The following is a 24,834-nucleotide window of genomic DNA, read 5'->3' on the forward strand; positions in this document are numbered from 1 at the left end:
AATCTGACCGGCCTTTGTTGTTTTTACTGGTTTTTTCGTCCCTCAGCAGGAGATCGTTCGAATTGAACAGATCCCGAGAAAGCAGAACGCTTTGTTAAGACAGCGCGCGTATTCCTGAGAGGCATCAGACGTGCCGTGAGATCGGCGCAATTGGTGCCGAAAGGGAAGCAGTATCACGATGCCAGATATCCATTTCCATGCCTTGGGATCCGCCCGTGCCAGGTCAGGTGAAGACCCGTTAGTGCCGTTTCTATTGAGCGCGCGAAACCATCCGGTGACCGTGTCCGCCCGCGAGGTGCGACGCTTGGATTCACACCGTTTGCAGCTTTTGCTGGTCGCCGAACAACAATGGATGGCGGACGGCTCGGATTTCACCGTCACTGACATGTCACCCTCATTTCGAGAAGGGCTCGAACGGCTGGGCCTGGACGCCGAATATTTCGACAAGGAGAAACCGCAATGACCACAAAAGTGTTGGCGATCGACGATTCGCGCACCATCCGAAACTTGCTGCGGGTCTCACTGGAAAGCGCCGGGTTTGAATTTCATTCCGCTTGCGACGGTCAAGAAGGCGTCGAAGTCTTTCCTGACGTTGACCCTGACGTGGTCATTACGGATATCAACATGCCGAAAATGGACGGCTTTGGTGTCATCGACAATCTGCGCAGCGGTCCCAATCGGACCAATGTCCCCATTCTTGTTTTGACAACCGAAAGCTCGGACGACCTCAAGGCTCGGGCGCGTACGGCCGGGGCAACTGGCTGGATTGTAAAACCCTTTGACGACACCTCGCTGGTATCCGTTCTACGGCGGCTAACAGGACACGTAAGCTAATGTCCATGAACTCGATCCGCGATACTTTCTTTGAAGAATGCGAAGAACTGCTCGAGGCATTGGTCGAGGGGCTTTCGCAAATGGAAGAAGCCAGTGATGACATGGAAGTCATCAATGCGGTCTTCCGTTCGGTACATTCCATCAAGGGCGGCGCAGGAGCCTTCGCCCTGGATCGTCTCGTCAATTTTGCCCATACGTTTGAAACGGTTATGGACAAGGTGCGCGACCGCGAACTGGCCGTCGACGAAAAGCTGATGGCGCTGTTTCACCGGTCCGGTGACCAGCTTTCTGACCTTGTGGCCTCTGCCCGCGATGGAACGGATCTGGATCCAAGTGCGGAAACCGCGATCGTCAAGGAACTTGAAAGCTATCTGGGGTCAGATGCCGCTGCAGAAGAGTTCAGCTTTGACGCGGTGACTTTGGACTTTGACGGCCCGGCAGCCATTGAAATTCCGGATATCGATATCTCGGACGTGGGCGAAGCTGCTGACACAGAAACAGAATACTGCTTCGAAATTCAGTTTAAGCCTGAGCGCACATTGTACGAGAACGGGCATGAGCCCCTTTTGCTGTTCGACGCGCTTGCAGAACTTGGCGAGCTTAAGGTCGAAGCTGATCTGAGCAATCTGCCCAGCTTTGACTCCTTCGATCCCAATGATGCAGTAATTGCCTGGTCCATGTCTCTAAAGACCACGGAGAGCGAAACCACCATTCAGGAGGTATTCGAATTCGTTGATGGTCTCTGCGACCTGTCAATTTCGCTGAGTTCAGAAACCTCACCCGCACCAAAGGCCGAGGAAGTCGCAGAAGAACCAGAACCCGAGCCTGCCTCCTCAGAAGAACCACCCAAAGCTGAAGAGGTTCCTTCTCCGCCATCGGCAGATGTCGCCTCAGTTGCGCCTGCGCCAGCAGCGCCGGTGCCAAGCCCAAAGGAAGAAACCCCTGCCCCGACAGCAGCACCCAATATGGCAGCCGCAGCTCCTAAGGAAGCACGCGGGCCTAAACCAACGCTTCGCGTGGATCTGGATCGGGTCGACAGGCTGATTAACACGGTTGGCGAACTTATCATCAACCAAGCGATGATCTCTCAGCGCATCGAAGAGTTGGACCTGCCGACGGTCGCACATCTGACGAATGAGTTGGAAGCCTACAAATTGCTGGCGCGCGACATTCAAGAAGGTGTCATGGCCATTCGCGCGCAACCGGTGAAACCACTGTTTCAACGCATGTCGCGCATTGTCAGGGAAGCTTCGGACGCCACCCACAAAAAGGCAAAACTGGTAACCGTCGGTGATTCCACCGAAGTGGACAAAACTGTTATTGAACGCTTGGCAGATCCACTGACTCATATGATCCGCAACGCGGTTGACCATGGGTTGGAAACTGCAGAAATCCGCGAAGCCGCGGGCAAAGATGCTGTGGGAACCATCCGCCTATCCGCCGCGCATCGCTCGGGGAGCGTTTTCATCGAAATTTCGGATGACGGTGCCGGGTTGAACCGGGACCGGATCCTGGCCAAAGCCATCGAGAAAAATCTAGTCAGCCCCGAAGTGGAACTGTCGGAACCCGAAATCGATAACTTATTGTTCCTACCTGGTTTTTCAACCGCTGGCCAAGTTTCCAACTTGTCCGGACGCGGTGTCGGCATGGACGTTGTGAAAAACGCGGTCCAGGCCTTGGGCGGCCGCGTATCAATCACGTCAACACCAGGAAAAGGCACAACCTTTACTATTGTCCTTCCTTTGACCCTGGCGGTGATGGATGGGTTCGTGATTTCCGTGGGCAACCAAACCATGGTCATCCCAATCTCCTCCATCCTGGAAACCATTCGACCAAACGCCAAAGATATCCACGTGGTTGGAACCGATAGCCAAGTCGTCAGCGTGCGCGGAGCCTATGTTCCAATCGTCGATGTCGCGGATAGTCTGGGACTGACCGAAGAAGAGCGGAAAGAAAGGAACGGAATTCTGTTGCTGGTGGCAACGGAATCTCAGGACCTGACCGCATTGCGCGTTTCGGCCATTCACGACCAGAGGCAAGTCGTTATCAAAAGCTTGGAAAGCAACTATACAGCTATTCCAGGCGTCTCAGCGGCAACCATCCTTGGCGATGGCAAGATTGCTTTGATCCTTGATCCAGAAGAATTGATCAAACTTGCCCATTCCAACCCGCTTGATCCATTTGGGCAAAATACAAACATGGAGCTACGTCATGCCTGAAACAGCAGAAGCACTGGCTGATACACAGTTCGAGTTCATTACCTTTTCGGCAGGCGGTCAAAACTACTGTCTCGAGATCACTCAAATTCGTGAAATCAGGCGCTGGACGCCAGTAACAGCACTCCCTCATACACCAACAGATGTGTTGGGGGTTATGAATCTGCGTGGAGCGGTCATTCCAATCTTCGACCTGTCAGCACGATTTGGCCTAGGGAAAACCCCGGCAAATGAACGAAATGTTGTTATCGTCGCCGCGGTCGAAGGAACGACAATCGGTTTATTGGTTGAATCCGTCTCGGAAATTCTCTCCGTCGAAAAGAGCGCCATTCAGGAAACGCCTGATATTAAGTCCGAAGCAACTCGGCACAGCATTCGCGGAATGATTTCCGTAGATGAAACAATGGTGCGCGTTGTCAACCTGGACGCTGTTCTGGAACACTCCGCCGGGGTCGCCCAATGAATTCAGCACCCGCAGCAGTCAAAGTTCAAGACATCCCGTTCAGCAATGAGGATTTCAGGTCGCTTGCGACATTGGCGAAATCCCAGTTTGGACTGGATCTTGCTGAAAGCAAGAAGCCACTCGTCTATTCTCGCTTGTCCAAGCGATTGAAAGCACGCGGTGTTTCCTGCTTTCCTGATTATTTGTCGCTGCTCGGAAAACCAGGTGAAGACGCTGAAAAGTTTGAACTGATCTCAGCTCTGACCACCAATGTCACAAGTTTCTTTCGGGAAAACCACCACTTTGAAACGTTGCGAGATGAGTATTTGCCGGCCATTATAGCCAAGGTCCAAAAGGGAGACCGTGCCAGAATTTGGTCTGCAGGGTGCTCTGCAGGGCCGGAACCTTATTCTCTGGCGATGACAATTCTCGACAAGCTCCCGAATGCGCATAATCTGGATCTAAAAATTTTGGCCACCGATATTGACCCCAAGATTGTGGAAAAAGCGCGTAAAGGAACGTATAACGTCGAAGAGCTGAAAGGAATTCCACAAACCTTCCAAAACAAGTGGACCAAGACGGATCCAGCTGGACAGACCTTTGACGTTTCGGACGATCTAAAACGTCTAATTACGTTTAATGAATTAAATTTAATCTCCGATTGGCCGTTTAGCGGAAAATTTGACGTGATCTTTTGCCGAAACGTGGCGATCTACTTCGACCAACCGACGCAACAGAAACTATGGAAGAGGTTTTGCGATCTCTTGGTTCCAGGTGGTTTATTGTTCATTGGTCACTCGGAACGAATAACGGGCCCAGCAATGGACCAGTTGGAAGGTATTGGTATCACAAGTTACCGCAAGGGCGGCATCCCTGCGGCAGGCACGCAGGAATAGGAGGGCAAAATGGGCTTGAAAGAATCTCTGAGAGTAATGGTCGTAGATGATATGGCCACCAGCCGAGGCTTGATTACGCAAGCATTGGACGACATCGGTGTCAAAAATTACATCACCGAAAATGATGGAAAAAAAGCACTGGACAGATTGTCGTCAAATCCAGTTCATCTGGTTTTGTCTGACTATAATATGCCGGGTTTAGACGGGCTCGGCCTTTTGAAGGCTGTCCGAAGCAGTCCACCGACGCAAAAGATCGGTTTTATTCTTGTGACCGGTCGTCCTACGCCCGAAATTGTTAATGAGGCCAAAAGGCTTGGTCTGAATAATATGATCAAGAAACCGTTCACTGCGGCGTCAATGAAGCAATGCATTGAAAGCGTGGTGGGACGCCTATGACATCTGCGTCGGATGACTCTCTCCCTATTCGGATCGCGACTGTCAGAGTCGCGACCGAATTGAACGGTCTGCGAGAACGCTTGGAACGCGTTGAACATGGGCTCGAAGCTGTTTTCATGGAGGCCGGAAATGTTCCAAGCACACAAACCATTGGAATGCTGCAGGAATTGGATGTCCTGCAACAATCTGTTGGTGCCTTGGCGGATTACTTGGAGCGGCTGACTGAACTGGCCGACAAAGGTGGAGAAGTTCCGATTGCTGAAGCCGTCAAAGTCGTGCCTCTTAGAGAAATGGCTGCAAGGTTAAAGGGGATGGCTGCAGATGCAGGCCCTTCCGGACATGCTGAGCTATTTCTCTGACGCGTCTTTACCAACGGTAAATCACCCTAAGGCATCTTAGCTGTGCCCAGCTTTCACCAATCAAAAAAGGACGTTGCGTGTCTACAAATACGGTTATTGTCGCAACAACAAGCCTGGCGCAGCGAAATCAAATTGCGACTTTGGTGAATGGGCTGAAGGATTTTGTCGTCATTGCGAAAACGGGTGATCTGATGAACACTTACACGCATGTCGAGGAAAAAGTACCGAACGTCGTCTTGATATCGGAACCTCTGGCTAGCCTGCCAGAATTTGAAGTAATGCGGGCGCTGTTTGCGACGCTTGACGTGAGATGGCTGGTATTAACCAGCCTTGGCGCATCGCATCGTTCCAAGTCATCTATCAATCCTGGATCCGACTTGTTTTCGATTCCAGGAAATTCAAGCGCGGCAGTGATTGAAGGACAACTCAGAAGCCTGACACGCCACGGACGCCACAGCTTGTCACCCATCTCACGAGAACGCAGCCTTAGGAACCGCAAACCCGTAGCAGATCCCACGACATCCAGCGCACCTGGGCCGAAGCTGAAACAAGCCCCTTCAACCGCGCTGCCTGACCGGATAACTACCCAAAACACCCCGATAATCTTGATCGGAGCGAGTACCGGCGGTGTCGATGCGTTGCTGACCGTTTTGGGGAGTTTCCCACATGATTGTCCTCCAACTTTGATTGTCCAACACACCGGAGCTGGTTTCGGAGAAAGCCTTGCCGGGTTACTGGATCGGCAATGCAAACCCCGAATTGCCCTCAGCAATGGCGAAGCCACTTTGGAAAGAGGACAGATAACGATTGGCGCGGGAAATAAGGCCCATTTAATCCTGCAAAACGATGCCCCCGCCCGATCGTTTTCAATGATCGGCGATCCGGTGTCCGGCCATCTTCCTTCGGTCGATATGCTATTCAAATCCGGTCTTCGATGGGCAGAAAGAATTTCTGCCGCATTACTGACGGGTATGGGTAAGGACGGTGCCGACGGGCTGCTGCAACTGCGCAAGGCAGGTGCCCGGACTTTTGCACAAGATGAAGCAAGTTCAGTTGTCTTTGGCATGCCCAGAGCCGCCATTGAAAACGGAGCAGCAACGGCAGTGCTGCCCATCGATAAAATCGGACCCGCTTTGCTTAAAGGCCCTCAAAGCAGTGGCTTACAGCCCAGAAAGGTGCTTTCATGACTTTTCAACGAGAAAAACTGGTGAACGTCATTCAAGGCGACTACACGATTTCTGAAGACCCAGAAGCCGTCTTAACCACAGTTTTGGGCTCTTGTATTGCTGTTTGCTTGTCGGATCCGCAAAGGGGCATTGGGGGTATGAACCATTTCCTTTTGCCAAATCGAGATGGGGCTGAGGGTGAAAATGTGCGCTATGGTGCCTATGCCATGGAATTGCTGATCAATGGGCTTCTGAAACAAGGGGCGGACAGAAGCCGTTTGCAGGCCAAAGTTTTTGGCGGCGGAAAAATGATTGGTTCACTTCAAGACATTGGTAACTCCAACACAAAATTTGCGCGGCAGTTCCTTGCAGACGAAGGCATTCCATGCCTGGCCGAAAGCACAGGGGGAACACAAGCTCGCCGGATAAGGTTTTGGCCAACTACCGGAAAGGTCAAACAGTTATTGGTCAGCAGCGACGCCGCACGGGTCGAACCTCCGAAACCTGTTCCCGCTGCTCCCCCCGTGGCTGACGATATCACGCTTTTCTGATCACATCCCCTAAGGGTTTGATCAAAGCTGCCCATCTGCCTCATGGGATGGCGGCGCTTTGCATGATATGCCAACCTGAGAAGGAGCATCTCATGAAGTCCCCCACCCTCCCCTATTCCAAAGATCTCGTGCTTGTTGGGGGCGGACATACGCATGCATTGGTGTTGCGTAAATGGGCTATGCAGCCACTACCAGGCGCGCGATTGACCGTTATCAATCCGGCCCCGACCGCGCCTTATTCTGGCATGTTACCCGGTTTTCTGGCGGGGCATTACAGCCGCGAAGAGCTGGACATAGATCTCGTTCGGCTTGCTCGACTGGCCGGCGCTCGGCTCATTCTGGGCAAGGCTACTGGCATCGACATCCAACGCAAATGCATCAAGGTTTCGGGGCGGCCAGATATCGCCTTTGACACAGCCTCAGTTGACATCGGCATCACCAGTGACCTGCCCGACCTCAAAGGCTTCACTGACTTCGCCATTCCTGCAAAACCGCTGGGGCCATTTGCGCAAGCTTGGCAAAATTACCTGTCCAAATCCGGTCCCGCCGCGGTAGCTTTAATTGGCGGCGGTGTTGCAGGCGTAGAGATCACACTGGCCTTGGCCCATGCTCTCAAATCACACGGGCGGGCCGCCAAAATTCATCTCATTGAAAGAAAATCTGTACTCGAAGGTCTACGCAGTGCCTCGAAAACGAAACTACTGGCGCGACTGAGTGATTTTTCCGTCCATTTGCATGAGCACAGCCACGTTCAAGAGATCACTGGATCTGGGATCACCCTGCAAAACAAAGAGTTTGTTCCGGCAGAATTCATCTGTGGTGCCGCCGGAGCCAGAGCTCAGGATTGGCTGACCCAAACCGGCTTGGATTTACATGAGGGTTTCATTGCCATCTCCCCCACCTTGCAAAGCTCCCACCCCGAGATCTTTGCCACCGGCGATTGTGCCCATATGACAGCCACCCCTCGCCCCAAGGCAGGTGTCTACGCCGTGCGTCAGGCACCGGTGCTTTATGAAAACCTGCGCCGCCAGTTGGCTGGCCGCGGTGATCTGGTCCTCTATTCCCCGCAAACGGATTACCTCAAACTCATTTCTTTAGGGGGCAAAGCTGCCCTTGGCGAACGGTTCGGCATGGTATTTCAAGGGCCCTCGATCTGGAAACTCAAGAACCATATCGATCAATCCTTTATGGCAAAATTCCGCGATCTTCCTGTTGCAAAGCCCGAGAAACTGCCCTCTCCCAGAGCTCTTGGTGCGGCGGAGGTCTTGGGGGACAAACCCATGTGCGGCGGTTGTGGGTCCAAGATCGGGCAATCCGCCTTGGCCCGTTCGTTACAAACCTTGCCTGCCACAACGCGTCAGGATGTAACCCCTTTACCCGGCGATGACGCGGCCCTGATCCAAACCGGCGGGGTCAAGCAAGTTATGACAACAGACCACCTGCGCGCCCTTGTCGAAGACCCGGTGACCATGACACGGATCGCCGCCAATCACGCTTTGGGGGATATCTGGGCCATGGGGGCCCTGCCACAGGCTGCCACCGCCACTCTCATCCTTCCTAGGCTGTCAGAGCTTTTGGCCGAAAGAACACTGCGCGAAATCATGCAAACGGCCCACGCCTGCATGGCCGAGGCCGGGGCGGCGATCGTTGGCGGGCACAGCTCTTTTGGCGCGGAAACGACAATCGGTTTCGGCATCACCGGCCTGTGCAACACGCCCCCCATAACTCTGTCCGGGGCACAGCCGGGGCATCACTTGATCTTGACCAAGCCAGTGGGCAGCGGCGTGATTATGGCAGCAGACATGCAAGGCTTGGCGAAAGGTGCATGGGTGAGCAACGCCATGGCTCACATGCAGATCTCGCAGGCCAAGGCCAGCCAGATCCTGTGCCAAGCCAGTGCCATGACAGATGTTACCGGCTTTGGACTGGTGGGACATTTGATGAATATTTGCCAAAATTCCAATTGCGGCGCGACGCTTTGGTTGGACAAGGTCCCGCTACTGGACGGTGCGCTGGTTCTGTCCGAGCAAGGCATCAAATCGACGCTTTTCCCACAGAACAGAGAGATTTTGCCTAAGGCCCCTCACAGCGCGCGCGCCGATTTGATGTTTGATCCGCAAACAGCGGGCGGTTTGTTGGCGGCTATCCCTGTAAACGCCGAAGAAACGTTAGAGCGGTTGCGTGCGGAGGGCTATGAGGCTGCAATTATTGGAGAAATGACCGATCAGATCGGTCACATTTCTATTTCCGAAAGCACCTGAGCAACCCTTTCAGCCGCGATGTCCATCTCAGAATCGTTGAGCTCAGCCAATTCAATCTTGCTTAGAACTTGTGGGGCAAAGGCTTTCATGCATTTGTCATAGGCCGGATCATAATGGTCTGTCGCCAAAGACTGACACAGCGCCTGTTTCTCACCGGCCTGAATGAGAGCCTCCCAGCGGTCAACAAGGTCATGTCCGCGATGGAAACGCAGCGGTTGCAACCGTTCCTTCAAGGCGACGCTGTCAGCCAAAACGTCAGAATAGGCCTGAGACAAATAGCGTGATCGCGCCTGAACTGCGGCCGAAAGCTCGATCCAGGGCGCCGCTTTCATCGCCCCCCACAACGCAGGCGGCAAATTCAGTACACCGATCTTACTGCTTTCCGCCTCGACCAGAACGGGTTTGTCTGGCGACAGGTGCGCCAGGGCTTGGACCAACCTGGTCTCAAACATCTTTTGGCTTGGTTGCCCCCCGGCCCTCGCTCCCAATAGTGAGCCGCGATGCTGTGCGAGATCCTCTAAATCCAGAACTTGCGCGCCCAATTTTCGCGCCCGCAACAAGACCTCGGTTTTGGCGGTCCCGGTGTGCCCCCCCAACTGGACAAGCTTGAATGGCAACGCCCCCTCATAGAGGTAATGCGTGACCAAACGGCGGTAGGAGCGATAACCACCCTGAACAATCTCCGCCGGCCAGCCAATCTCGCGCAACATCCAGGTAAAAGAGCCAGAACGCTGCCCACCCCGCCAACAATATACCAAGGGCCGCCATCCGCCCTCGTTCACCGACAGGGTTTCCTCGATATGAGCCGCCGCATTGCGAAACACCAAAGCAGCCCCAAGTTTGCGCGCCTTGAAGGGGCTTTGCTGTTTGTAGATGGTTCCGACCTCCGCCCGCTCAGCGTCATCCAGAACCGGCAAATTGATCGCCCCCGGCACATGATCTTCGGCAAATTCCGCCGGACTGCGCACGTCAATGACCTGATCAAAGGAATGATCAAGGAACGCCTGCAATGTCTTTAGTTCCAACCCCATAAGTCCCGGTTTAGCTGCCAAGCACTACACTGCAAAGGAAAATCAAAAATTGTTTGGCGAAGGCGGAATTTTCTTCAAAAAGCCTCTGGACACTCCATGACAGCTCGTTTAGACCGCCCCTCACCCGAAGGACAGACCTTCACCCGTGCCCGGGTAGCTCAGGGGTAGAGCAGTGGATTGAAAATCCTCGTGTCGGTGGTTCGATTCCGCCCCCGGGCACCATTTGTCCAAAATACATACGGACTTCCGCCCCTAAAGGCTTGATTTCATTAGATGTAGTGTAATCCCGCGTTCAGCTGGAATCGGCCAGTCTGGACAAGGGATTCCCGTCTCATGTGGGGCACGCATCTGTGGCTCGGCGGCAGCTTTGAGACAGATCAGCGCTACCTTTGAGACACGAAATCTGGATTTTTAACGCTTCTGACCGTTTTCTCAGCGCCAATCGTCGCCAGCTTTGACCTTTTCAACCTTGCTGATCGTCACAACCGTTCGCTCCTCAACCACACGCGCGCCTCCGCAGGTTTGGCATCGCCGCACAGTGGTCACACCATCGTAGACACTGCGGCGATCCTCGACACCGGAACCATTGCACCTGGGGCAAACAATGATCTGGTACTTTTGGGAAAACGGGGCGGCGTCACTCATTTCAATCCTCCGCGACACTTTCTTGGGCGAATTTGCCTGCCCGAGCACCTGCACGGACAGACAAATTGAATTCACTTTCCCTGACGGGTCACAGCCTCAAGCTTGGTACTTGCTGCGCCAGCGGCATAGGCGGCTTCCAAAGCGGCTTTGATGTTCCACACCGCGTGTTCCTTGAAGTCCAAACGGTCTGACTTTTGTTCTTCCAAAGTTTCAAGGCGCAAGTGTTTCTCCGCAATTTCAGCTATCAACTGTTCCATTTTTTCTTCTCCAATTTTTGTGCACCAGAGATAGGCGGACACCGGCCCCTTTGAAGTCCTCCAGGATTGCTATTTCATGTGCATTTCGAGAATGAAATTGCTCACCAACAACTCCCCCCGCGCGCCCCGTGCTTCTCCAGCCTTGGCAATAGAATAGGTCGTTGAAACCGGCGTCAGCTCAAACGCACCAAAGGTCTCGCGGATTTCGGGAACGTCATTAATCGACATGAGGAAACGCCCCTTGATGCCTTTGAGCTGATGGGCCATGCGGACGAACTCATTTCGGTCGAACATGTCTTTGCCGTAATCATCTTCACAGCCCCAATAAGGCGGGTCCAGATAGAACAGTGTGTCCGGGCCATCGTAGCGGGCAAGGAATTCACAATAGTCGAGACATTCGATCACTACACCTGACAGGCGGGCATGCAGGTCCTCAAGCATTGGCTCAAGCGTCACCAAATTAAAGCGCCCGGGCCGGTCCTTGCTGACCCCAAAGTTTTTCCCAGAAACCTTCCCGCCAAAGGCAGTGCGTTGCATGTAAAGAAACCGGGCCGCGCGCTCGATGTCGGTGAGCGTGGCCGGATCTGTGTCCGCCAAGCGGTTGAATTCAGCCCGCGTGGTGATCTGAAACCGCAAGAGCTGTAGGAATTGCGGATAAAGGCGCTGCAATATCCGAAACAGGTTACTGACTTCTTGGCTGTAGTCGTTGATCACTTCGGCGCGCGGGCGCATTTTGCGGCGCAGGAATATCCCACCCATGCCCACAAATGGCTCGGCATAGGTCTTGTGCTCGATGCCGTCCAGAATTGCCGTGATGCGTTTGGCCAGATTGCGTTTCCCACCAAGGTAAGGCGCGACCGGCAATACCGGGTCCACCGGCGTCAAGTTTTCGCTTTCAATCATCGTCATTTTCGTGTCTTTGGACCGCACCCTGATCAGGGTGGGAGCGGCCATAAGGCTTCTTTGGTCGGCGGGGTTGAGAGTGAGATTTTGGCCCCGTGTTGCAGGGCGTTGCTGCGCCCTGTGACCTCCCCAATCGGGGATCAAATTTGTGGCAGGCTGACCAATGCGGCCAGCGGCGTCGCATCAAGACCCAAATGACGCCCTTGCGGCGCACCGATGCCTGCATCTGGGATGTTGACGGAATTGGGATGGATGGTGGTTGTGCCACCAGATTTTACGAACCCATTTGCCCCCCTCAGGACAGCTCCGCCGATCAAAGTCAGATCGCCACCTGCCTGTTCGACGCCTGCAAATCCGCTATCGGTGATTTTGAAATCGCGCAGTTCAACCGTGCCACCATAAACCCGAAACCCGCGCTGATTTCCCGAGGACCAAAAACCAAAAACCGTGGCGTTTGCCTGCAACTCCATCCCCCCCCGGAAATTCGTTGCCTTCACAGAAACCGTGGTCGGGTCATTGGCTCGGATTTTGGCTTTGTTTGCCTCGCAATTGAGCATTTCGACGGTGGTTTGTTCCGTGTGATCGCCCAACTGAAACCGCATGCCGGAAACGAAGTTTCGGACCATCGTGCAACCTTGCAGATAGAAGTAACCCGTTCCAATCGAAACGAAGCCATATTTTCCGTTTTCGCACATGGTGCAAGACGTCAAACGCACATCATTGCCAACACCATGAGGGGCAACTCCGTCTCCGACGTTGAGCGTATAAAGACAATGCAACGCGGAATACGCCGCTCCGTTGCCGTTAGTGTTGATCGCATCATCGCCTGCGTCGGAAAACTGAGAACGCAAGCTGTGCCACCGGGCCTGCACCATAAGGTCCAAAGCGTCCGCACTGCCTGAGTGACCGATATAGCAATCCTGATCCAGCCCCAGGCAGTAAGACGCCTGCAAAACCGTGTCGCGACCGCCGCAAATTTCCAAACCGAACAGGCTCACCAGCCCAGTTGCCTCAACCCCTGTATTGGCGCTCGGCAACTCAAATCCAAGGGCTGGGAAAACGTCGTTTGCGGGCCGCAAATAGAGACCTTGCCCCTCTGGTCCATTCCCAAAAAACCAGCGCCCGGCCTCCGCCCGAACATCGGCCAAATCAACACTGGCCCGCGCAAAGGGTTTGCGCGGGTCGTTTTCCGCAGACCAAGCCTCGCCGAAGCGCAACAGCCCTCCGTTTGCGTCCAGCTCCCAAACCGCGTTCGGGTCAACGGCAAGGCTCAGAAAGTAGATACCAGCGCCTGCACTTGAGGCGGAAAAATCACCCGATTGATGGTTGGTCAGCGCCCAAAGCTTGGGGCGAATTCCCGCGTCACCGGGTTCTTTCCAGGCGCGAATTTCGATGTTGGAAATCGACAGGCCAGCGTGGCAAATAGGGGTCGAAGAACAGCGCAGCCAAAGCACCTTCGGTCCTGACGCCAGTGCGGCGGCAACCGTTTTATAAGGCGTGCCTGTGGCATCATCGCCCGTGTCCGGGTCAACATAAGCCTCAACACCCGCTCCGGCAGCGGCTAGGGCATCCGACAGCCCAACAACCTCGGCGATCTGATGAGTATGAGGCCCGCTTTGTTCGCTTATTGGGGCTGGGACCATTCTATCACGGCTCATGTTCACCCCCCGCAGGAGTGACAATAATGGATGGCTGTCCGTTGTGCGACCGGGCGTAGATGCGCTCTGTGCCGCCATAGCCAATCGACGCGGCGTCAAACATGTCGTGATAAGCTTTGGTATCTGGGGCGGGCGCGGCGTTGCCAAAATGAACCCGTACATTATTGCCGCGTTTCGTTTCCACAAGGGCGGGTCCTTGCCCGACCTCTTGCCAATTTTCACCTAACGGTATTGCCTGTGTCGGCATGCTGAAACCCTTCCCCGTCAATCGTAGCGATGCGTGATTCAAACATCGTCATTTTTGGCGGGAACGGAGGCGGACACGGGTCCGGCCACCTCAGTTAATGCGGACATAACGGCCAGGCGTTCAAGACGGTCCATCTTGGCGAATTTACCGGCCCATCGCTCGCGTTTTCGCTTGATGCGTTCACGCTGGCGATAGTCATCCCCGAGATAGCGATAATCGTGCAAAGCACTTGGCTCTGGGAAGTTCAGCCAAAGGCTTTCTGCGGCCATCCCTTGGCGTGTGTTGGCCATGTAATCAATGCGCCGCCACCCGGCCAAAGCCTCGTCATAAAGACCCGAGCGATAGCCGGAAATCATCACCATGCAGCGCGCGGATGTGAGGATTTCCAAGAGCCGGATATGGTCATCATCTGTCAGCTCAAAATCATATAGATCGCCCCCCTTGCGGGTCTCCATGACATAGGGCGGATCGGCATAAATCAGGGTATCGGGCTGGTCGATCAATCGCGCCTTGGAAACCAGCGTTTCGAGTGTCGGCAAAAGGTCCAGGGCAGAGCCTTCAAACAGGTTCAAATCAAGGTGCGCATGGGGCCATTCCGCCAGGCAAAGACTATGCGCCTTGTTGCTGGGGTCTATGCCAATGTTTCGCTCGGCCATTGCCTTGCGCCGCAACACTGCGCCAGAGCCTAAAAACGCCTCAATATAGGTGCTGTGAGGCGGCATCTGATTGATGATGCGCTGGAAAATGCCCGCCCCGTTTTTGCCCCCCGAATAGGTCATGACATTTCACCCGAGCTGGCATCGTCAAAAGGGAAGTTGGCGGAATCGGCCATCGTCATTTCCGGCGTTTCCGGCCGACGGCCCAAATGGCGAAAAGACGCAAGCGCATGGCCAAATAAGCCAGGCGTGCGCGCAGCTCCGGGGCTTGCTCACTCAGCGCCGCTTCAAACCACTGACTGTCCGCAAAGGCCCGGCGATACCCGCACTCAATAAGATAGTCGTGGATGCAGGCCGCTTTCAAAAAATAGGGATCATCCGGCGAAAACAGCCACCCCAATTGGCGCGGGACAGAGCTTTCAAATTCGCGGCCAGCGGGTACCAGTAGCTCCCACCCGCTATCCTTCTTTCCGATCTGCCAAGGCACGGGCTGCGCGGTCACATAACCACGCGCGCCGCCCTTTTTGCACCATGACAGATCAGGCATTCTTGCCCCCTTAGAAACTGGCGGCGACTTGCGCCGCTTCGGCAGGGATTTCAGGCCAGGCGGCATCATCCAGAAAATCAGCCTCCGCATTCTCAATCAACGCCGCATTGGCCGCGCGCATGGCTTGAACCCAGCCAAGTGCGGCTGTGGCTCCGGCCAAGATTGCAACTTCCGCATCGGTACGATTGGACGCGGTCTTGGCACCAATTACGCCCACGGCCAGCCCCATATTGGTTTGAGCCTCAGCCGACGCATGCGCGTAAATCCGGCGGCGACATTCCTCGCTGACCAAACGCTTACGCTCGGCTTTCAGAACCACGGCGATTTCATCTTCTGAAACGCCATTTGTACGCGCCGCCTCAACAGTGGCGTTGCGCAAGATCGCGCCATTGGGCGTCTTAAAATCAAACATTGGTTTCTCCGGTTCTAGAGGGTGGTGTTTGCGGCCAGAAGACGACCAACGGTTGCCGGGTCTGTGCCTGCCGCGTAGCCGTCAACCCACAGGCCAGCCATTTCAGCCGGGACGGTTACGGCGTTCAGCCAGAAGGCATAAAGCGCGTTGCCGCTCAAGAAGGCGTGGTTTGCGCCCGCTGGCACTTCCATTTCGCAATCAAACAGATCAACGAACATATTGGTGCGGCCATAGAACATACCGCGCGGCGTGACATGGGCTGAGACTTGCGTTGTGGCCAGGCGCAGGTCGCGGCACAGAATTGTGCAATTGCGCCCGGTCGAAGTGATAGTTGGCGCGCGGGTGTCAATTGCGTCGATTTCCGGTGCCCAGGACAAGCGGCGCTTCACGCCAATTTCAGAGGATGCCAAGGTCAAGGACGCGGCGGGAATTGCGACATAGCTGTCAACCACCAGGTCAGTCATGAGCGACACATAGTAATAGCCGCCGGGGATCATGAACTTTGCCGCCCCATCCAGAGACGGAACCGGGCTTTCTTCGGTCCCAAGACCGTCAACATCATCACCAGTGGCCGCGTCCACAAACACCTTCCGGCCCATGGCCCCGCTCAAGCTGGAAAGGATGGCTTGCAAGCGCGCGTCAATCTGGGGGATTTTGCCTGCAATATCGCCATGCAGCGCGCTCAGCGCCGCCAGCATTTCTGTGATTTGGTTCGACATGTTTACGCTCCGGGATAGCGGCCATGTTCCTTGCGGAACCCTTCGGCCAGATGGAATTGTTGACGGGTGATTTTGGCTTGGTTTGCGATGATCAGCGCGAACTCATGATCAAAGATCACTTTCACATCCGGGCCGGTCGCAACCACATTGACGGAATTGTCGGGCAAGCCTGACAAGGCCAACGTGAACGCCACCACAACCTCCCCGGCTGCCGTCTTGAACATGAGCGGCGTGGTCTCATCCGACCAGATGGCCAGATGTGTGCCATCATCCAGAACAAAGCTGACTTCGCGCACCCAAAACTCCGGCGACGCTTGCAGGTGGCCTTGCACCGTGATCGTCGCTGGCCCGGTGCGTTCGCCGCCGCCAACGGCAACCCGTAAGCGTTCATTGCGCAGCCCATCCGCCCCCTTTCCAGGCTCATAGCCAGCGCCGCCCCCGTCGCCAAAGGCCATATGGGTGATGTTGCCTTCCAGCCCCTGAGAACTTGCAGAGAGAATGGCGTTTAGCCCTGCATCCGTGATTACCGGTTGGATAAAATGTGACATGTGTCCTAACGCTGCCTTTGCCGTAATTCTGTGGATTTCGATCACCTGCACCGCCGAAGTGGCACCCAGCCCGGATTTGAACCCGGTGGGGCGTTTTGCGCCCCCTTTCGCGCGCGTGACGCCCAGCGTTGTCGCCGCTGTGACCAGGCGCAAAGGTGTTGCAAAGGCGGATGGCCGCTTGGCCTGACCACGTCCGCGCGCCACTTGCAGCGCTTGCGCCGCCGCTGTGACACCGATGCCGCCGGTTATATTCACGCCAACGCGGACGCTACTTTCCTGCGACCAACGCTTGGTCACGTCGATCATGCGCCGCGCCGCACTCAAGGTGCGTGGGCCAAGCACCGCGTTTTCGTCAAACAGTGCCTCGCCCACCGGAAAAGGTGATTTCATGGGTATTCGGCACGCCCATGGGCTGCATGTCATGCCACTGAGTGATGCGCATCTGCATGCCCAATAGGCGCAGCCCCAAACGCACACCGGCTGTGTATCCCTGCAAGGATTTGAGCCGCCAAATCTCACTCAGAATGCGGCGCTGAACATGTTCCGGGAAATTCGGATCAACGAATTCCTGCGCCGAAAACGCGCGGACCAGGTACGGCAAGGCACGGGCGTCAACGGTCATGGGGGCAACTAGGCTCAGCTTGGTCAAATCCAGCTCGGCCAACATCTCGCCAAAGGTCTGCACCAGGGCGCGCTGGCGCTCATCATTGATACCAGGGGGGACCAGAGAAAGCGGGATCAGCGACTTAGACATTGGGAGCCTCAACCACTGACACGTTGAAATTCCCGATCACCGCGAAATGCGTCGATGGCAGATCTGTGAATTCGAAGTCAGGGCCATCCACTCCGACCACACCGGCCATGGCGCGCGCTGCTTCATTCAAAGCAGACGGGGAGACCTGAGACCCCAACACCTGCCCCCATTCGTCAAACTTCGCCCGCAAACGCTGCTCTTTTTCAGCCTCAACAGAGGCGAGATAACCAGGAGCCACGCGGATCGTCATGTTCACATCAAAGACCTGCGAAACCGCTTCATGAATGGTCACGTAATCCCCCATCGGGATCATGGTTTCCGGGTCCAGATAGGCAAGGATCGCATCCGCAATCGCCTGTGGAGCTACCCCTGAATTCATGAGGGGATAAATGTGAATATGACCAGGCTGCGGGCGTGTCACTTCAACGTCAACAATGTCGGGATGCACGGCCTTGACCAGGACACGATAGGCCTGCCGTGAGCCGCCTCGCGTGACCAGCTCAAAGGCATTCAGAACCCGCGCGCGAAACGCCCCGTCCCGTTCTCGCTCCGAGCCGCCAGCCGTGATCTGCGTATTCGACACGCTCTCAACATAGGCAATCGGGTCAAGCAAATCGTCAACTTGGCCGATCTGCAAATCATTGAAGGCAACACCCGCACCGACCGCAGTTACGGCGACCGGCGCGGCGACTTCTCCAGCCGGAATGACCAATTCGGCATCCGTGCGAAACACCAGCTCAGGGCCTGCCGAAACCCGCGTTCCTTTCGGAACAATCACCGCCTGGTGATGCGCCTCTGCCAGAGAAAACATGACTTCAGAACGCGCGAATTGTGCCAGCAGGCGATAGGTGTCGACATTGGCCCAAATGCGGTCCAAGTGCTCACCTTGGGCAAAGATAGCTAGGTTCTGCAAAAGGCCGGTCTGGATCGCCTCACCAACATTCGCCAGCGAGTAGGTCATCAAATCAATGACAAAGCTTTCCGTTTGCGACGGATACATTTTGCGCCCGGAAATCGCCTCGAATTTGGCGATCAACTGCGCCTTGATCGCAATGGAATCACGCTGGCCAAAATTGGGAACCGGCAGGGCGCGCAGTTGCTCTAAGGTGAGAGTGGTCGGCATGAAGCTCATGAGGCCAAACGCTCCTCACCCGCCACCAATGGCATGGTCAAAATTTGCTGATCATCCAGGACACCGGCAGCGGGTTGCCAATGAACCTCCGCCACCAAACGCGCATATTCGGCCTCATAAACCCGCACGACAGAAACCGTGACGCGCGGCTCCCACATGGCAATTGCATCCCAAATCGCCCGCTGAATTTGCGGGATGGCAATATTCGGGTGACGGTCAATATAGGGCTGCAAATCGCACCCTTTGAGCGGCTCGGTTGGCACCGATCCGAGCGGGGTCAAAATAAGGTTTGTGATGCTTTGGGTCAGATCACCCAACCCAGCGACAATTTCTCCCCAAAACACTGGCCGCTCACCCGTTTGCGGATCAGCGCGCCCAACTTTGAGCGACCAGTGCTTAAAAGGAATGTCGTATTTGTCCTGCATACAAAGGTGATAGGCAGGCAGGCCCAACAAAAAAGGCGGACACATGTCCGCGCTAGATCGCTGAAAAATCAGCCGACGGCTAAGGGTTGGTTTGTTACAGGCGAAGATCCTAGTTGCAGCGTCACCAAGGGTTTCCACAAAAGAAACTTTGTTTACAGTTATTGGTATTCGAGACGGCGTGGCCCCATGTTTTTACACAAATAGGTCGCCAAATGCCCAAATGATTGTACCAACTGCTGCGACCTCAATTTGAGAAATCCCCAACGAGTGTGTGACTTCTCTGAGATCGGCAGTTAATTTAGGACCTTCAGTGACTGCGATGTACTCACTCGCTACAATGCTGAGTAAATGTCTCTGCGGCATATTAGGATTTTGGCGAGCCAAGCGATTAAGTCTGGTGCTCCAGTCTCCGTCTTTGCCTATGGAAGATTGCTTCTGCATGTTTTTGACATAAACCTCGGTGACTTCGAGAGCTTTCCCATAGTGAAGCCACAACCACAACAGGGCTAACGCAAGCAATGCAATCACCGCACCAGATCGGCTAAAATAGTCGTTTCCAAACACACATTCTGCCCAGTGGCCTAAAATTAGAACTTCAGCGCACAAGAAGTACAAAAACGGACGTTTTGACAAAGTGAGAATGAACCGACGAAATGGAAATTTCTGGTTCGAAAAAAGTGGCCGCCTCAATACACACCTCATTTTTTTTCAAGATTTTAGTTAATTGAAACAGCGGCGTAAACCGGTCAAAGCGAACTTGAACTGATTCTGCGCGAAAGCCTAGTTCCTAATGATGACCAACTACTATATGCAGAAATTCACACATTGCTCACTCATGTCGGCTCACCAGTCAATGAGCTTCCTGACATGACATCTTCGTGCTTGTGATCATGACCGATATTGACGTCTTTGTTTGTCAGCACATCCGCATCAATTTTGACGGCATCCGCTTTCAGCGTGATTGTCTCAGCGTCCAAAACCAGCGCCCCGGACGTCTTGACCGAAACCGGCCCATTGGTCTCAACCGTCACTGCGCCGGTGGCCTTATTGACATGGACAGCCCCGCCGTCCCAAACCAGCCCAATATCGTCATTTGAGCCAAAAGGCGGTTTTCTCTGGTCATTGTATCGAGACCCGATCAAACACCCAGCCTCGCCCCTGGCGTCCAGGGCGCACCACACCTCATCACCCTTATTGGGCATCATGAATGTCGCGGTTTCTCCGCCCGATCTGGCCAGAACATCAATCCAATGAGAGACCACCTCGTCCTCATCTTCGAATTGAACCCGCACCCGCTTTTTAACCGGGTCTCGCTGCACCACAATGCCGCGCTTATTTGTGTTATTGGCCTCATATTCACGCGCGCGCATCGACCAGCTCCAAAGAAACTTCATGACCGTCACGCGACAGAGTGTGGGTTGAGCTGTCAATCAGCCGCTTGCCGTCATAGCGCCCAAAGCCAGTCAGATTGACCGTATTGCCCGCAACCGCCAGAGCGTTTCCGACCAGGTCACAAGAGCCGGAAAACTTGCCACGATTGGCGCGATGCAGCTCCGATTTCACCCGCGCTTCGGCTTGAGCCAGGCCCTCCAACCGCTCGCCGGAAATCTTGAGCACATCGCCGGTGGTGATATTCGGGTCTACCTCTTCATACCGGGTCAGCTTGCCCTTGTTTTGGTCAAGGTATTTTGCTTCGCCCTTGGAATAGGTGCCGGTACTTTCAAAGAAGAAATCATAGCTGATTACGTCAGCCTTCGCGATCTCAAGTGAGGCCTTTCGACCGTCAACAGATTTGAAACTGGTGAACACCACAAAGTCGCCACGCAGGTTGAAATAATGCCCGGTCTCATTAGCTAAGAGCTTTAGAAATTCCAGATCGCGCTCGCGGCGCTGAGTGATGCGCTCAAAAAACAAGTCGTTGATTTCACCCATGACGCCAAGACCAACCCGGCCCGCCACTTCATGAACCACATCAGCCAGATTGATGCGCTCATAGGCTTTCGTCTTTTGCGTTCTTAGCGGCTTTGTCACCGGCGCGGCCAACCCGCTGATTGTCATCAAGTCGCCGTCACGCCCACCCGAGGCATTGGGCTGGTCCAACTCAAACAAGCCACAGGGCAGTTTTCGCTGCTCAGCATCAAAGATCGTCAACTGCATTTTGCTGCCAATCTCTGGATACCAGCTAGACTTCCACCGCCCATCCTTGTCATGCACTGTGACCGTCATTTCTGACTCTTTGCCATGTAGATGATCGGTGTAGCTGACCTCTGTCACCATAGAGCTGATATCGGCGGAAATGTCGGTGCCCTCATAGATCAGCTCAAAAAATGGGGCCGGAACGCCACTCATGGCTCACCTCCCCCGCCGCGCTTCCAAGGTGGCAAATCGCTTTCCAGCGCCACCTGTTCGGCCTCGAGCACCGGCACTTTCAACGTTATGCCCGGCGCTAAGATCAGATCAGGAACCCGGATCGGCTCCAAATACAGCTCCCGGTTGGCCTCAAGCAAAATCGTCTGTTTGGACGCATCACCATAGTATTTCCAAGCCAACATGTCCCAGCGATCACCGGCAACGGTTTTGTGTTCCAAATAGCCGCCATCTGCCATATCAGCCCCCACGGATCAGCGGATTGTTCACCGCGCCAAGGCTCACGCCAGGCGCAATCGCCTGGGCCAGCCGCTCAAAGTGGCCTATGAGACTGCCAACCGGGGCTTCAATCAGGGAAAGGGTCGCTTCTAGACGGGTAATGCGCCCGCCTGGCGTCGCCTTTTGCACGGTCACATCCAACCCTTCGACCACATAGCGCACGCCCTGAAAGCTCCCTAGTTGTGAAAGCAGCGGCACTGGGGCAGGAGCTGATCGATCTGTTCGATCGCGGGTTCAGCCTTGATCCCTTGGCCCGACCGGGGCCGGACGAGTGGCGTCGCGCTCTGATCCGGGCTCTACACAACTGCTGGGTGCATGACTGCGGGCAGGCTTTCGTAGCGGACAAGACCACCGTTAATTGCCCGGGTTGCGGTGCGGCCATCTTCATTCTCCAGACGGTCAGCCAATTGAAGATCCAGTTTCTGCCCGCCGGACCGCGCTATGGTGTCGAACTCAAGGATCGTGTCCCGATCGTCCTTGGTCGCAACAACATGCCCGGCCTTTCACCGGTCGTATCGGGTCGGCATCTCGAGATCCTGCCGTCGCAAGGCAAACCGTTGCTGCGACACGTCGGACGCAACCCGACTCTGATCCTGCAGAAAGGACAATGGTATCAGTTGAAGGAGGCTTGGGTTGACATGCCGACCATTGCGGAGCCCATTCAACTACGACTGGCCGATCATGAATTAAACATCGGCAGTAACTGAGTGGCGAGAGGAGCGCGGTATTGGAGCCCGGAGACGAAAAGGAAGCGCATGAGCAGTTACAGATTGCGCGCTCGAACCTCGGGCCTCAGGCCGCGGCAGCCTGGGTTCATGTCGGCGAGTTTATCGCCGACAACGATCTGGATCTGTGGTCGGGGTTGACGGCCAAGACTTGTTTTCGCACAGCTCTGGATCTGCTCCCGCCGGGCGTGCACGATCCATTTCGTGCTGATGCCTTGCTTGGCTATGGTGCCGCCCTGACTGAGGAGGGCAGCGGCTACCGCGACCCGGTGCTGGAAGAAGCCATCACCTGCCTGTCGGAGGCGATACTGCTGTTTGCGGCAATCCCCGACCGCGAGGCGGAACTGGAAGCTCGCTATTTCCGGGCCTATGCCAACTCCGAATTGGTGGGAATCTCCCGATTTGCCGCCGGCGAGAATGCGATTGTTGAACTGGAGGACTTGCGTGGTTTGGTGAATCCGCGCGCTAACCCAGTCTTGTTTGCCAACATTCATTCCCTGCTTGGCAATGCTTATCTTGATCGAGCCGAGGGCGATCCAAGGGAAAACCACACGCAGGCAAAAACCGCCTTTCGTGCGGCATTGAAGGTGCACCGACGTATGGGCAGTAAGGTTGGATGCGCACAGGGAAATCTCGATTTAGCTGTGACGTTCAATCGCTTGCGCACTTTGGGGGATCCGAAAGCCAGCCGCAACGCGATCTATTGCGCCAGAAAGGCCACGGCTTTCGTCGATACCGATATCCATCTGGAGCTGAAGACCACGATCCTCGTCACCTACGCCAAAGCTCTACAGAACCGGGGAGGTCGACGATGAGTGTCAAATTACACCAAGGCCGAAGCTCTGCTGGACAAAAGTATTGCACTGGCAGTTACAGCTGGCAACTTGCCAGTCGAGCAGGCGTTGCGATTGGCAAGAGCGCAACTGGTATTGGATCTGTGCCAATACGCAGACCACAATCGCTCGGTCGATGTGGAAGCCGATTTGGAGGCTAGTCAAAGCAACCTTGATCCTTTGGAAACGCTCACCTGGTGGCTGCGGTGGCAGGAGCTTTCCGGCCTGCTCGGGGCGGTAACAGGTGATACTCAGCGTATGATCAGTACTGCCGAATCCTCGCTGAAACATGTCACAAATGTTCTGGAACAGGCTGAATCTTTCGCAGAGAAAGCTGAGTATTTGTCCCGTTTGAGCTTCATTGCGGACCTGGGGATTCTGGGATACCTGAGCGAGGCTGGCCCGCCTGCGGGACTGCGTTTTGCCCGACGTGTCTTTGCCCGCCTCATTGGCAGTGAAACTGCGGTTTTCCAAACCCCGGAAGGGGTGGCAGAACTATACCTGCTAAATCCCGTGACCCCGGACTGGTGCGGGGTCTTGGTTTCGGCCGGCGAGTCTTGCACGTTCTATGAACTTGAGAGCGTTGGCAAGGATTTTTGGAACGAAGCCATCGACGAATTGCGCCCCGGGTTCTTCTCCGGCATGTCGGCTCTGCGCCAACCCGGCGGCACGGGCCAATTTGCTGATTTGCTGGAAGAATGGGTTCTTGCAGCTTCAGGTGCGCTTGGGCCTGTGCTCACCGACCTTCATGATGCAGACTACAAAGAAATCGTCGTCTTTGCTTTTGGCGGTTGGTGCACCGTTCCAGTGTCTGCCTTGCAACTCCCTGGTCCGCAAGGGTCTGCTTTGATCGAACAGGCGGCGATTGCGCATGGCCCTGATCAGTTCGTCGCACACGAACCGCGACTGGACAGGGTTTTGCACGTTGTAGATGCGCGACTAACCGAGGCCAAAGCAGAAACCAAAATGCTCCAATCTTTCGCCAAGGAAGTCGTGACCTGTACCGTTCGCCGTGATGTTCAGGCTGTGCTCGGAGAAGGTCAGGCCTTTGACTGTATCCATTTTACAACCCATGGCGAGCACGATTTTGACCACCTTGAGGGTGTGGGCATTCGGTGCGCGGACGACGAGTTGCTTACGGCTCGCTGGTTTTTTGAAAACGCCAAACTGAAAGGTGGCCCACTGGTCTGTCTGGCGGCATGTCAAACCGGATTGTCTGACTTCGCAAACCTCCCGCACGAAACCTTCGGATTGCCTATGGCTTTCCTCGCGGCTGGAGCGAGCGCCGTTATAGGCACGCAATGGCCTGTAGATGATGTGGCCACGCGCTTGCTTATCACCCGGTTCTATCTAGAACTGAAATCCGGTTGTTCTACCGCCGAGTCATTGCGACGAGCCCAGCTATGGCTGCGTAACGCCGATGACGCCTCGCTGGAGGATGCGAGCACCGGCGCCATGCGTTTTTCATCGTTCGATGGCAATTGGCAGAACCCGGACCTGCCTCCGTTCAGCCACGCCTATTTCTGGGCCGGGTTTGTTTTGCATCGGGCGTGACCAGAATATAACGATAGATAC

32 protein-coding genes and 1 tRNA gene are annotated in these 24,834 nt (G+C 55.0%); 14 read left to right on the forward strand and 19 right to left on the reverse strand.

Going from position 1 to position 24,834, the window contains the following annotated elements; translation table 11 throughout:
• The first annotated feature begins 178 nt into the window (after positions 1–178).
• The 10 genes from CLV87_RS15980 to selD all read left to right on the forward strand — a co-directional run bounded on the left by CLV87_RS15980 (position 179) and on the right by selD (position 9,121).
• On the forward strand, positions 179–463 hold the full coding sequence (locus CLV87_RS15980) for an STAS domain-containing protein (RefSeq protein WP_099246961.1): 285 nt from the start codon (positions 179–181) through the stop codon (positions 461–463).
• Complete coding sequence (locus tag CLV87_RS15985; protein ID WP_099246963.1) at positions 460–834, forward strand: response regulator; 375 nt, start codon at positions 460–462, stop codon at positions 832–834. Before CLV87_RS15980 ends, CLV87_RS15985 begins: the two co-directional genes overlap by 4 nt.
• Positions 834–3,053, forward strand: a complete 2,220-nt coding sequence (locus tag CLV87_RS15990) for a chemotaxis protein CheA (protein ID WP_099246965.1) — start codon at positions 834–836, stop codon at positions 3,051–3,053. The genes CLV87_RS15985 and CLV87_RS15990 overlap by 1 nt, the downstream gene beginning before the upstream one ends.
• Entirely contained in the window at positions 3,046–3,513 is a 468-nt protein-coding gene (locus tag CLV87_RS15995; protein ID WP_099246967.1) for a chemotaxis protein CheW, read from the forward strand. Before CLV87_RS15990 ends, CLV87_RS15995 begins: the two co-directional genes overlap by 8 nt.
• Positions 3,510–4,388, forward strand: coding sequence for a CheR family methyltransferase (locus CLV87_RS16000; protein WP_099246969.1), 879 nt, complete (start codon positions 3,510–3,512; stop codon positions 4,386–4,388). Before CLV87_RS15995 ends, CLV87_RS16000 begins: the two co-directional genes overlap by 4 nt.
• A gap of 9 nt (positions 4,389–4,397) precedes the next feature.
• On the forward strand, positions 4,398–4,784 hold the full coding sequence (locus tag CLV87_RS16005; RefSeq protein WP_099246971.1) for a response regulator: 387 nt from the start codon (positions 4,398–4,400) through the stop codon (positions 4,782–4,784).
• A gap of 80 nt (positions 4,785–4,864) precedes the next feature.
• Positions 4,865–5,143: a retrotransposon gag family protein gene (locus tag CLV87_RS16010; protein ID WP_133840805.1), complete on the forward strand. Its 279-nt coding sequence runs from the start codon at positions 4,865–4,867 to the stop codon at positions 5,141–5,143.
• A gap of 77 nt (positions 5,144–5,220) precedes the next feature.
• Positions 5,221–6,330, forward strand: coding sequence for a CheB methylesterase domain-containing protein (locus tag CLV87_RS16015; RefSeq protein WP_099246975.1), 1,110 nt, complete (start codon positions 5,221–5,223; stop codon positions 6,328–6,330).
• Positions 6,327–6,860, forward strand: a complete 534-nt coding sequence (locus tag CLV87_RS16020; protein WP_099246977.1) for a chemotaxis protein CheD — start codon at positions 6,327–6,329, stop codon at positions 6,858–6,860. Before CLV87_RS16015 ends, CLV87_RS16020 begins: the two co-directional genes overlap by 4 nt.
• 92 nt (positions 6,861–6,952) lie before the next feature.
• A complete protein-coding gene (selD, locus tag CLV87_RS16025) occupies positions 6,953–9,121 on the forward strand; it encodes a selenide, water dikinase SelD (protein ID WP_099246979.1) in 2,169 nt (722 codons plus the stop codon).
• Here selD and mnmH read toward each other — a convergent pair.
• Entirely contained in the window at positions 9,094–10,152 is a 1,059-nt protein-coding gene (mnmH, locus tag CLV87_RS16030) for a tRNA 2-selenouridine(34) synthase MnmH (protein WP_099246981.1), read from the reverse strand. The two genes, selD and mnmH, sit on opposite strands and share 28 nt — an antisense overlap.
• Positions 10,153–10,299: 147 nt before the next feature.
• Between mnmH and CLV87_RS16035 the strand changes: the two genes are divergently transcribed.
• Positions 10,300–10,374 (forward strand) — tRNA-Phe (locus tag CLV87_RS16035).
• A 210-nt stretch (positions 10,375–10,584) separates the two neighbouring features.
• On the opposite strand, the gene CLV87_RS16040 is transcribed toward CLV87_RS16035, so the two are convergent.
• The 18 genes from CLV87_RS16040 to CLV87_RS16125 all read right to left on the reverse strand — a co-directional run bounded on the left by CLV87_RS16040 (position 10,585) and on the right by CLV87_RS16125 (position 21,863).
• Complete coding sequence (locus CLV87_RS16040; protein ID WP_099246983.1) at positions 10,585–10,797, reverse strand: hypothetical protein; 213 nt, start codon at positions 10,795–10,797, stop codon at positions 10,585–10,587.
• A gap of 71 nt (positions 10,798–10,868) precedes the next feature.
• Positions 10,869–11,054, reverse strand: coding sequence for a DUF6900 domain-containing protein (locus CLV87_RS16045; protein ID WP_099246985.1), 186 nt, complete (start codon positions 11,052–11,054; stop codon positions 10,869–10,871).
• Between the two features lie 69 nt (positions 11,055–11,123).
• The gene (locus CLV87_RS16050; protein WP_235871949.1) at positions 11,124–11,963 is read right to left on the reverse strand and encodes a DNA adenine methylase; all 840 of its coding nucleotides are present in this window, start codon (positions 11,961–11,963) and stop codon (positions 11,124–11,126) included.
• Between the two features lie 134 nt (positions 11,964–12,097).
• On the reverse strand, positions 12,098–13,615 hold the full coding sequence (locus tag CLV87_RS16055; protein ID WP_133840806.1) for a hypothetical protein: 1,518 nt from the start codon (positions 13,613–13,615) through the stop codon (positions 12,098–12,100).
• On the reverse strand, positions 13,605–13,799 hold the full coding sequence (locus CLV87_RS16060) for a hypothetical protein (protein WP_133840807.1): 195 nt from the start codon (positions 13,797–13,799) through the stop codon (positions 13,605–13,607). The genes CLV87_RS16055 and CLV87_RS16060 overlap by 11 nt, the downstream gene beginning before the upstream one ends.
• Before the next feature lie 101 nt (positions 13,800–13,900).
• A complete protein-coding gene (locus tag CLV87_RS16065; RefSeq protein WP_099246991.1) occupies positions 13,901–14,641 on the reverse strand; it encodes a DNA adenine methylase in 741 nt (246 codons plus the stop codon).
• Between the two features lie 55 nt (positions 14,642–14,696).
• Positions 14,697–15,065: a DUF1353 domain-containing protein gene (locus CLV87_RS16070; protein WP_099246993.1), complete on the reverse strand. Its 369-nt coding sequence runs from the start codon at positions 15,063–15,065 to the stop codon at positions 14,697–14,699.
• Positions 15,066–15,075: 10 nt separating this feature from the next.
• Positions 15,076–15,477, reverse strand: coding sequence for a hypothetical protein (locus CLV87_RS16075; RefSeq protein ID WP_099246995.1), 402 nt, complete (start codon positions 15,475–15,477; stop codon positions 15,076–15,078).
• A 14-nt stretch (positions 15,478–15,491) separates the two neighbouring features.
• Positions 15,492–16,196 (reverse strand): hypothetical protein, encoded by a 705-nt coding sequence (locus CLV87_RS16080; protein WP_099246997.1) that lies wholly within the window; start codon positions 16,194–16,196, stop codon positions 15,492–15,494.
• Between the two features lie 2 nt (positions 16,197–16,198).
• Positions 16,199–17,134 (reverse strand): phage tail-collar fiber domain-containing protein, encoded by a 936-nt coding sequence (locus tag CLV87_RS16085; protein ID WP_166652769.1) that lies wholly within the window; start codon positions 17,132–17,134, stop codon positions 16,199–16,201.
• Positions 17,097–17,498 carry a phage tail protein I gene (locus tag CLV87_RS16090; protein WP_099247001.1) on the reverse strand — a complete coding sequence of 134 codons (402 nt, stop codon included), beginning with the start codon at positions 17,496–17,498 and terminating at the stop codon, positions 17,097–17,099. The genes CLV87_RS16085 and CLV87_RS16090 overlap by 38 nt, the downstream gene beginning before the upstream one ends.
• Positions 17,491–18,630, reverse strand: coding sequence for a baseplate J/gp47 family protein (locus CLV87_RS16095; protein ID WP_099247003.1), 1,140 nt, complete (start codon positions 18,628–18,630; stop codon positions 17,491–17,493). The genes CLV87_RS16090 and CLV87_RS16095 overlap by 8 nt, the downstream gene beginning before the upstream one ends.
• Positions 18,627–19,100, reverse strand: a complete 474-nt coding sequence (locus CLV87_RS16100) for a GPW/gp25 family protein (protein ID WP_208293345.1) — start codon at positions 19,098–19,100, stop codon at positions 18,627–18,629. Before CLV87_RS16100 ends, CLV87_RS16095 begins: the two co-directional genes overlap by 4 nt.
• 147 nt (positions 19,101–19,247) lie before the next feature.
• Positions 19,248–19,619, reverse strand: coding sequence for a hypothetical protein (locus tag CLV87_RS16105; RefSeq protein WP_133840808.1), 372 nt, complete (start codon positions 19,617–19,619; stop codon positions 19,248–19,250).
• 269 nt (positions 19,620–19,888) lie between these two features.
• Complete coding sequence (locus CLV87_RS16110; RefSeq protein ID WP_099247007.1) at positions 19,889–20,425, reverse strand: phage baseplate assembly protein V; 537 nt, start codon at positions 20,423–20,425, stop codon at positions 19,889–19,891.
• Positions 20,412–21,404 carry a phage late control D family protein gene (locus CLV87_RS16115; protein ID WP_099247009.1) on the reverse strand — a complete coding sequence of 331 codons (993 nt, stop codon included), beginning with the start codon at positions 21,402–21,404 and terminating at the stop codon, positions 20,412–20,414. Before CLV87_RS16115 ends, CLV87_RS16110 begins: the two co-directional genes overlap by 14 nt.
• Positions 21,401–21,661 carry a tail protein X gene (locus tag CLV87_RS16120; RefSeq protein ID WP_099247011.1) on the reverse strand — a complete coding sequence of 87 codons (261 nt, stop codon included), beginning with the start codon at positions 21,659–21,661 and terminating at the stop codon, positions 21,401–21,403. Before CLV87_RS16120 ends, CLV87_RS16115 begins: the two co-directional genes overlap by 4 nt.
• Before the next feature lies 1 nt (position 21,662).
• A complete protein-coding gene (locus CLV87_RS16125) occupies positions 21,663–21,863 on the reverse strand; it encodes a hypothetical protein (protein WP_099247013.1) in 201 nt (66 codons plus the stop codon).
• Between the two features lie 20 nt (positions 21,864–21,883).
• On the opposite strand from CLV87_RS16125, the gene CLV87_RS16130 reads away from it, so the two are divergent.
• Genes CLV87_RS16130 through CLV87_RS16140 form a run of 3 tightly spaced genes read left to right on the forward strand, consistent with a single transcriptional unit; the run spans position 21,884 to position 24,813 of the window.
• On the forward strand, positions 21,884–22,408 hold the full coding sequence (locus CLV87_RS16130; protein WP_099247015.1) for an FHA domain-containing protein: 525 nt from the start codon (positions 21,884–21,886) through the stop codon (positions 22,406–22,408).
• A gap of 20 nt (positions 22,409–22,428) precedes the next feature.
• Positions 22,429–23,241 (forward strand): hypothetical protein, encoded by an 813-nt coding sequence (locus CLV87_RS16135; protein ID WP_099247017.1) that lies wholly within the window; start codon positions 22,429–22,431, stop codon positions 23,239–23,241.
• The gene (locus tag CLV87_RS16140; protein ID WP_133840810.1) at positions 23,242–24,813 is read left to right on the forward strand and encodes a CHAT domain-containing protein; all 1,572 of its coding nucleotides are present in this window, start codon (positions 23,242–23,244) and stop codon (positions 24,811–24,813) included.
• Positions 24,814–24,834: the final 21 nt, after the last annotated feature.

Origin of the sequence: Pelagimonas phthalicica (assembly GCF_004364805.1) — a bacterium.
GTDB lineage: Bacteria > Pseudomonadota > Alphaproteobacteria > Rhodobacterales > Rhodobacteraceae > Pelagimonas > Pelagimonas phthalicica.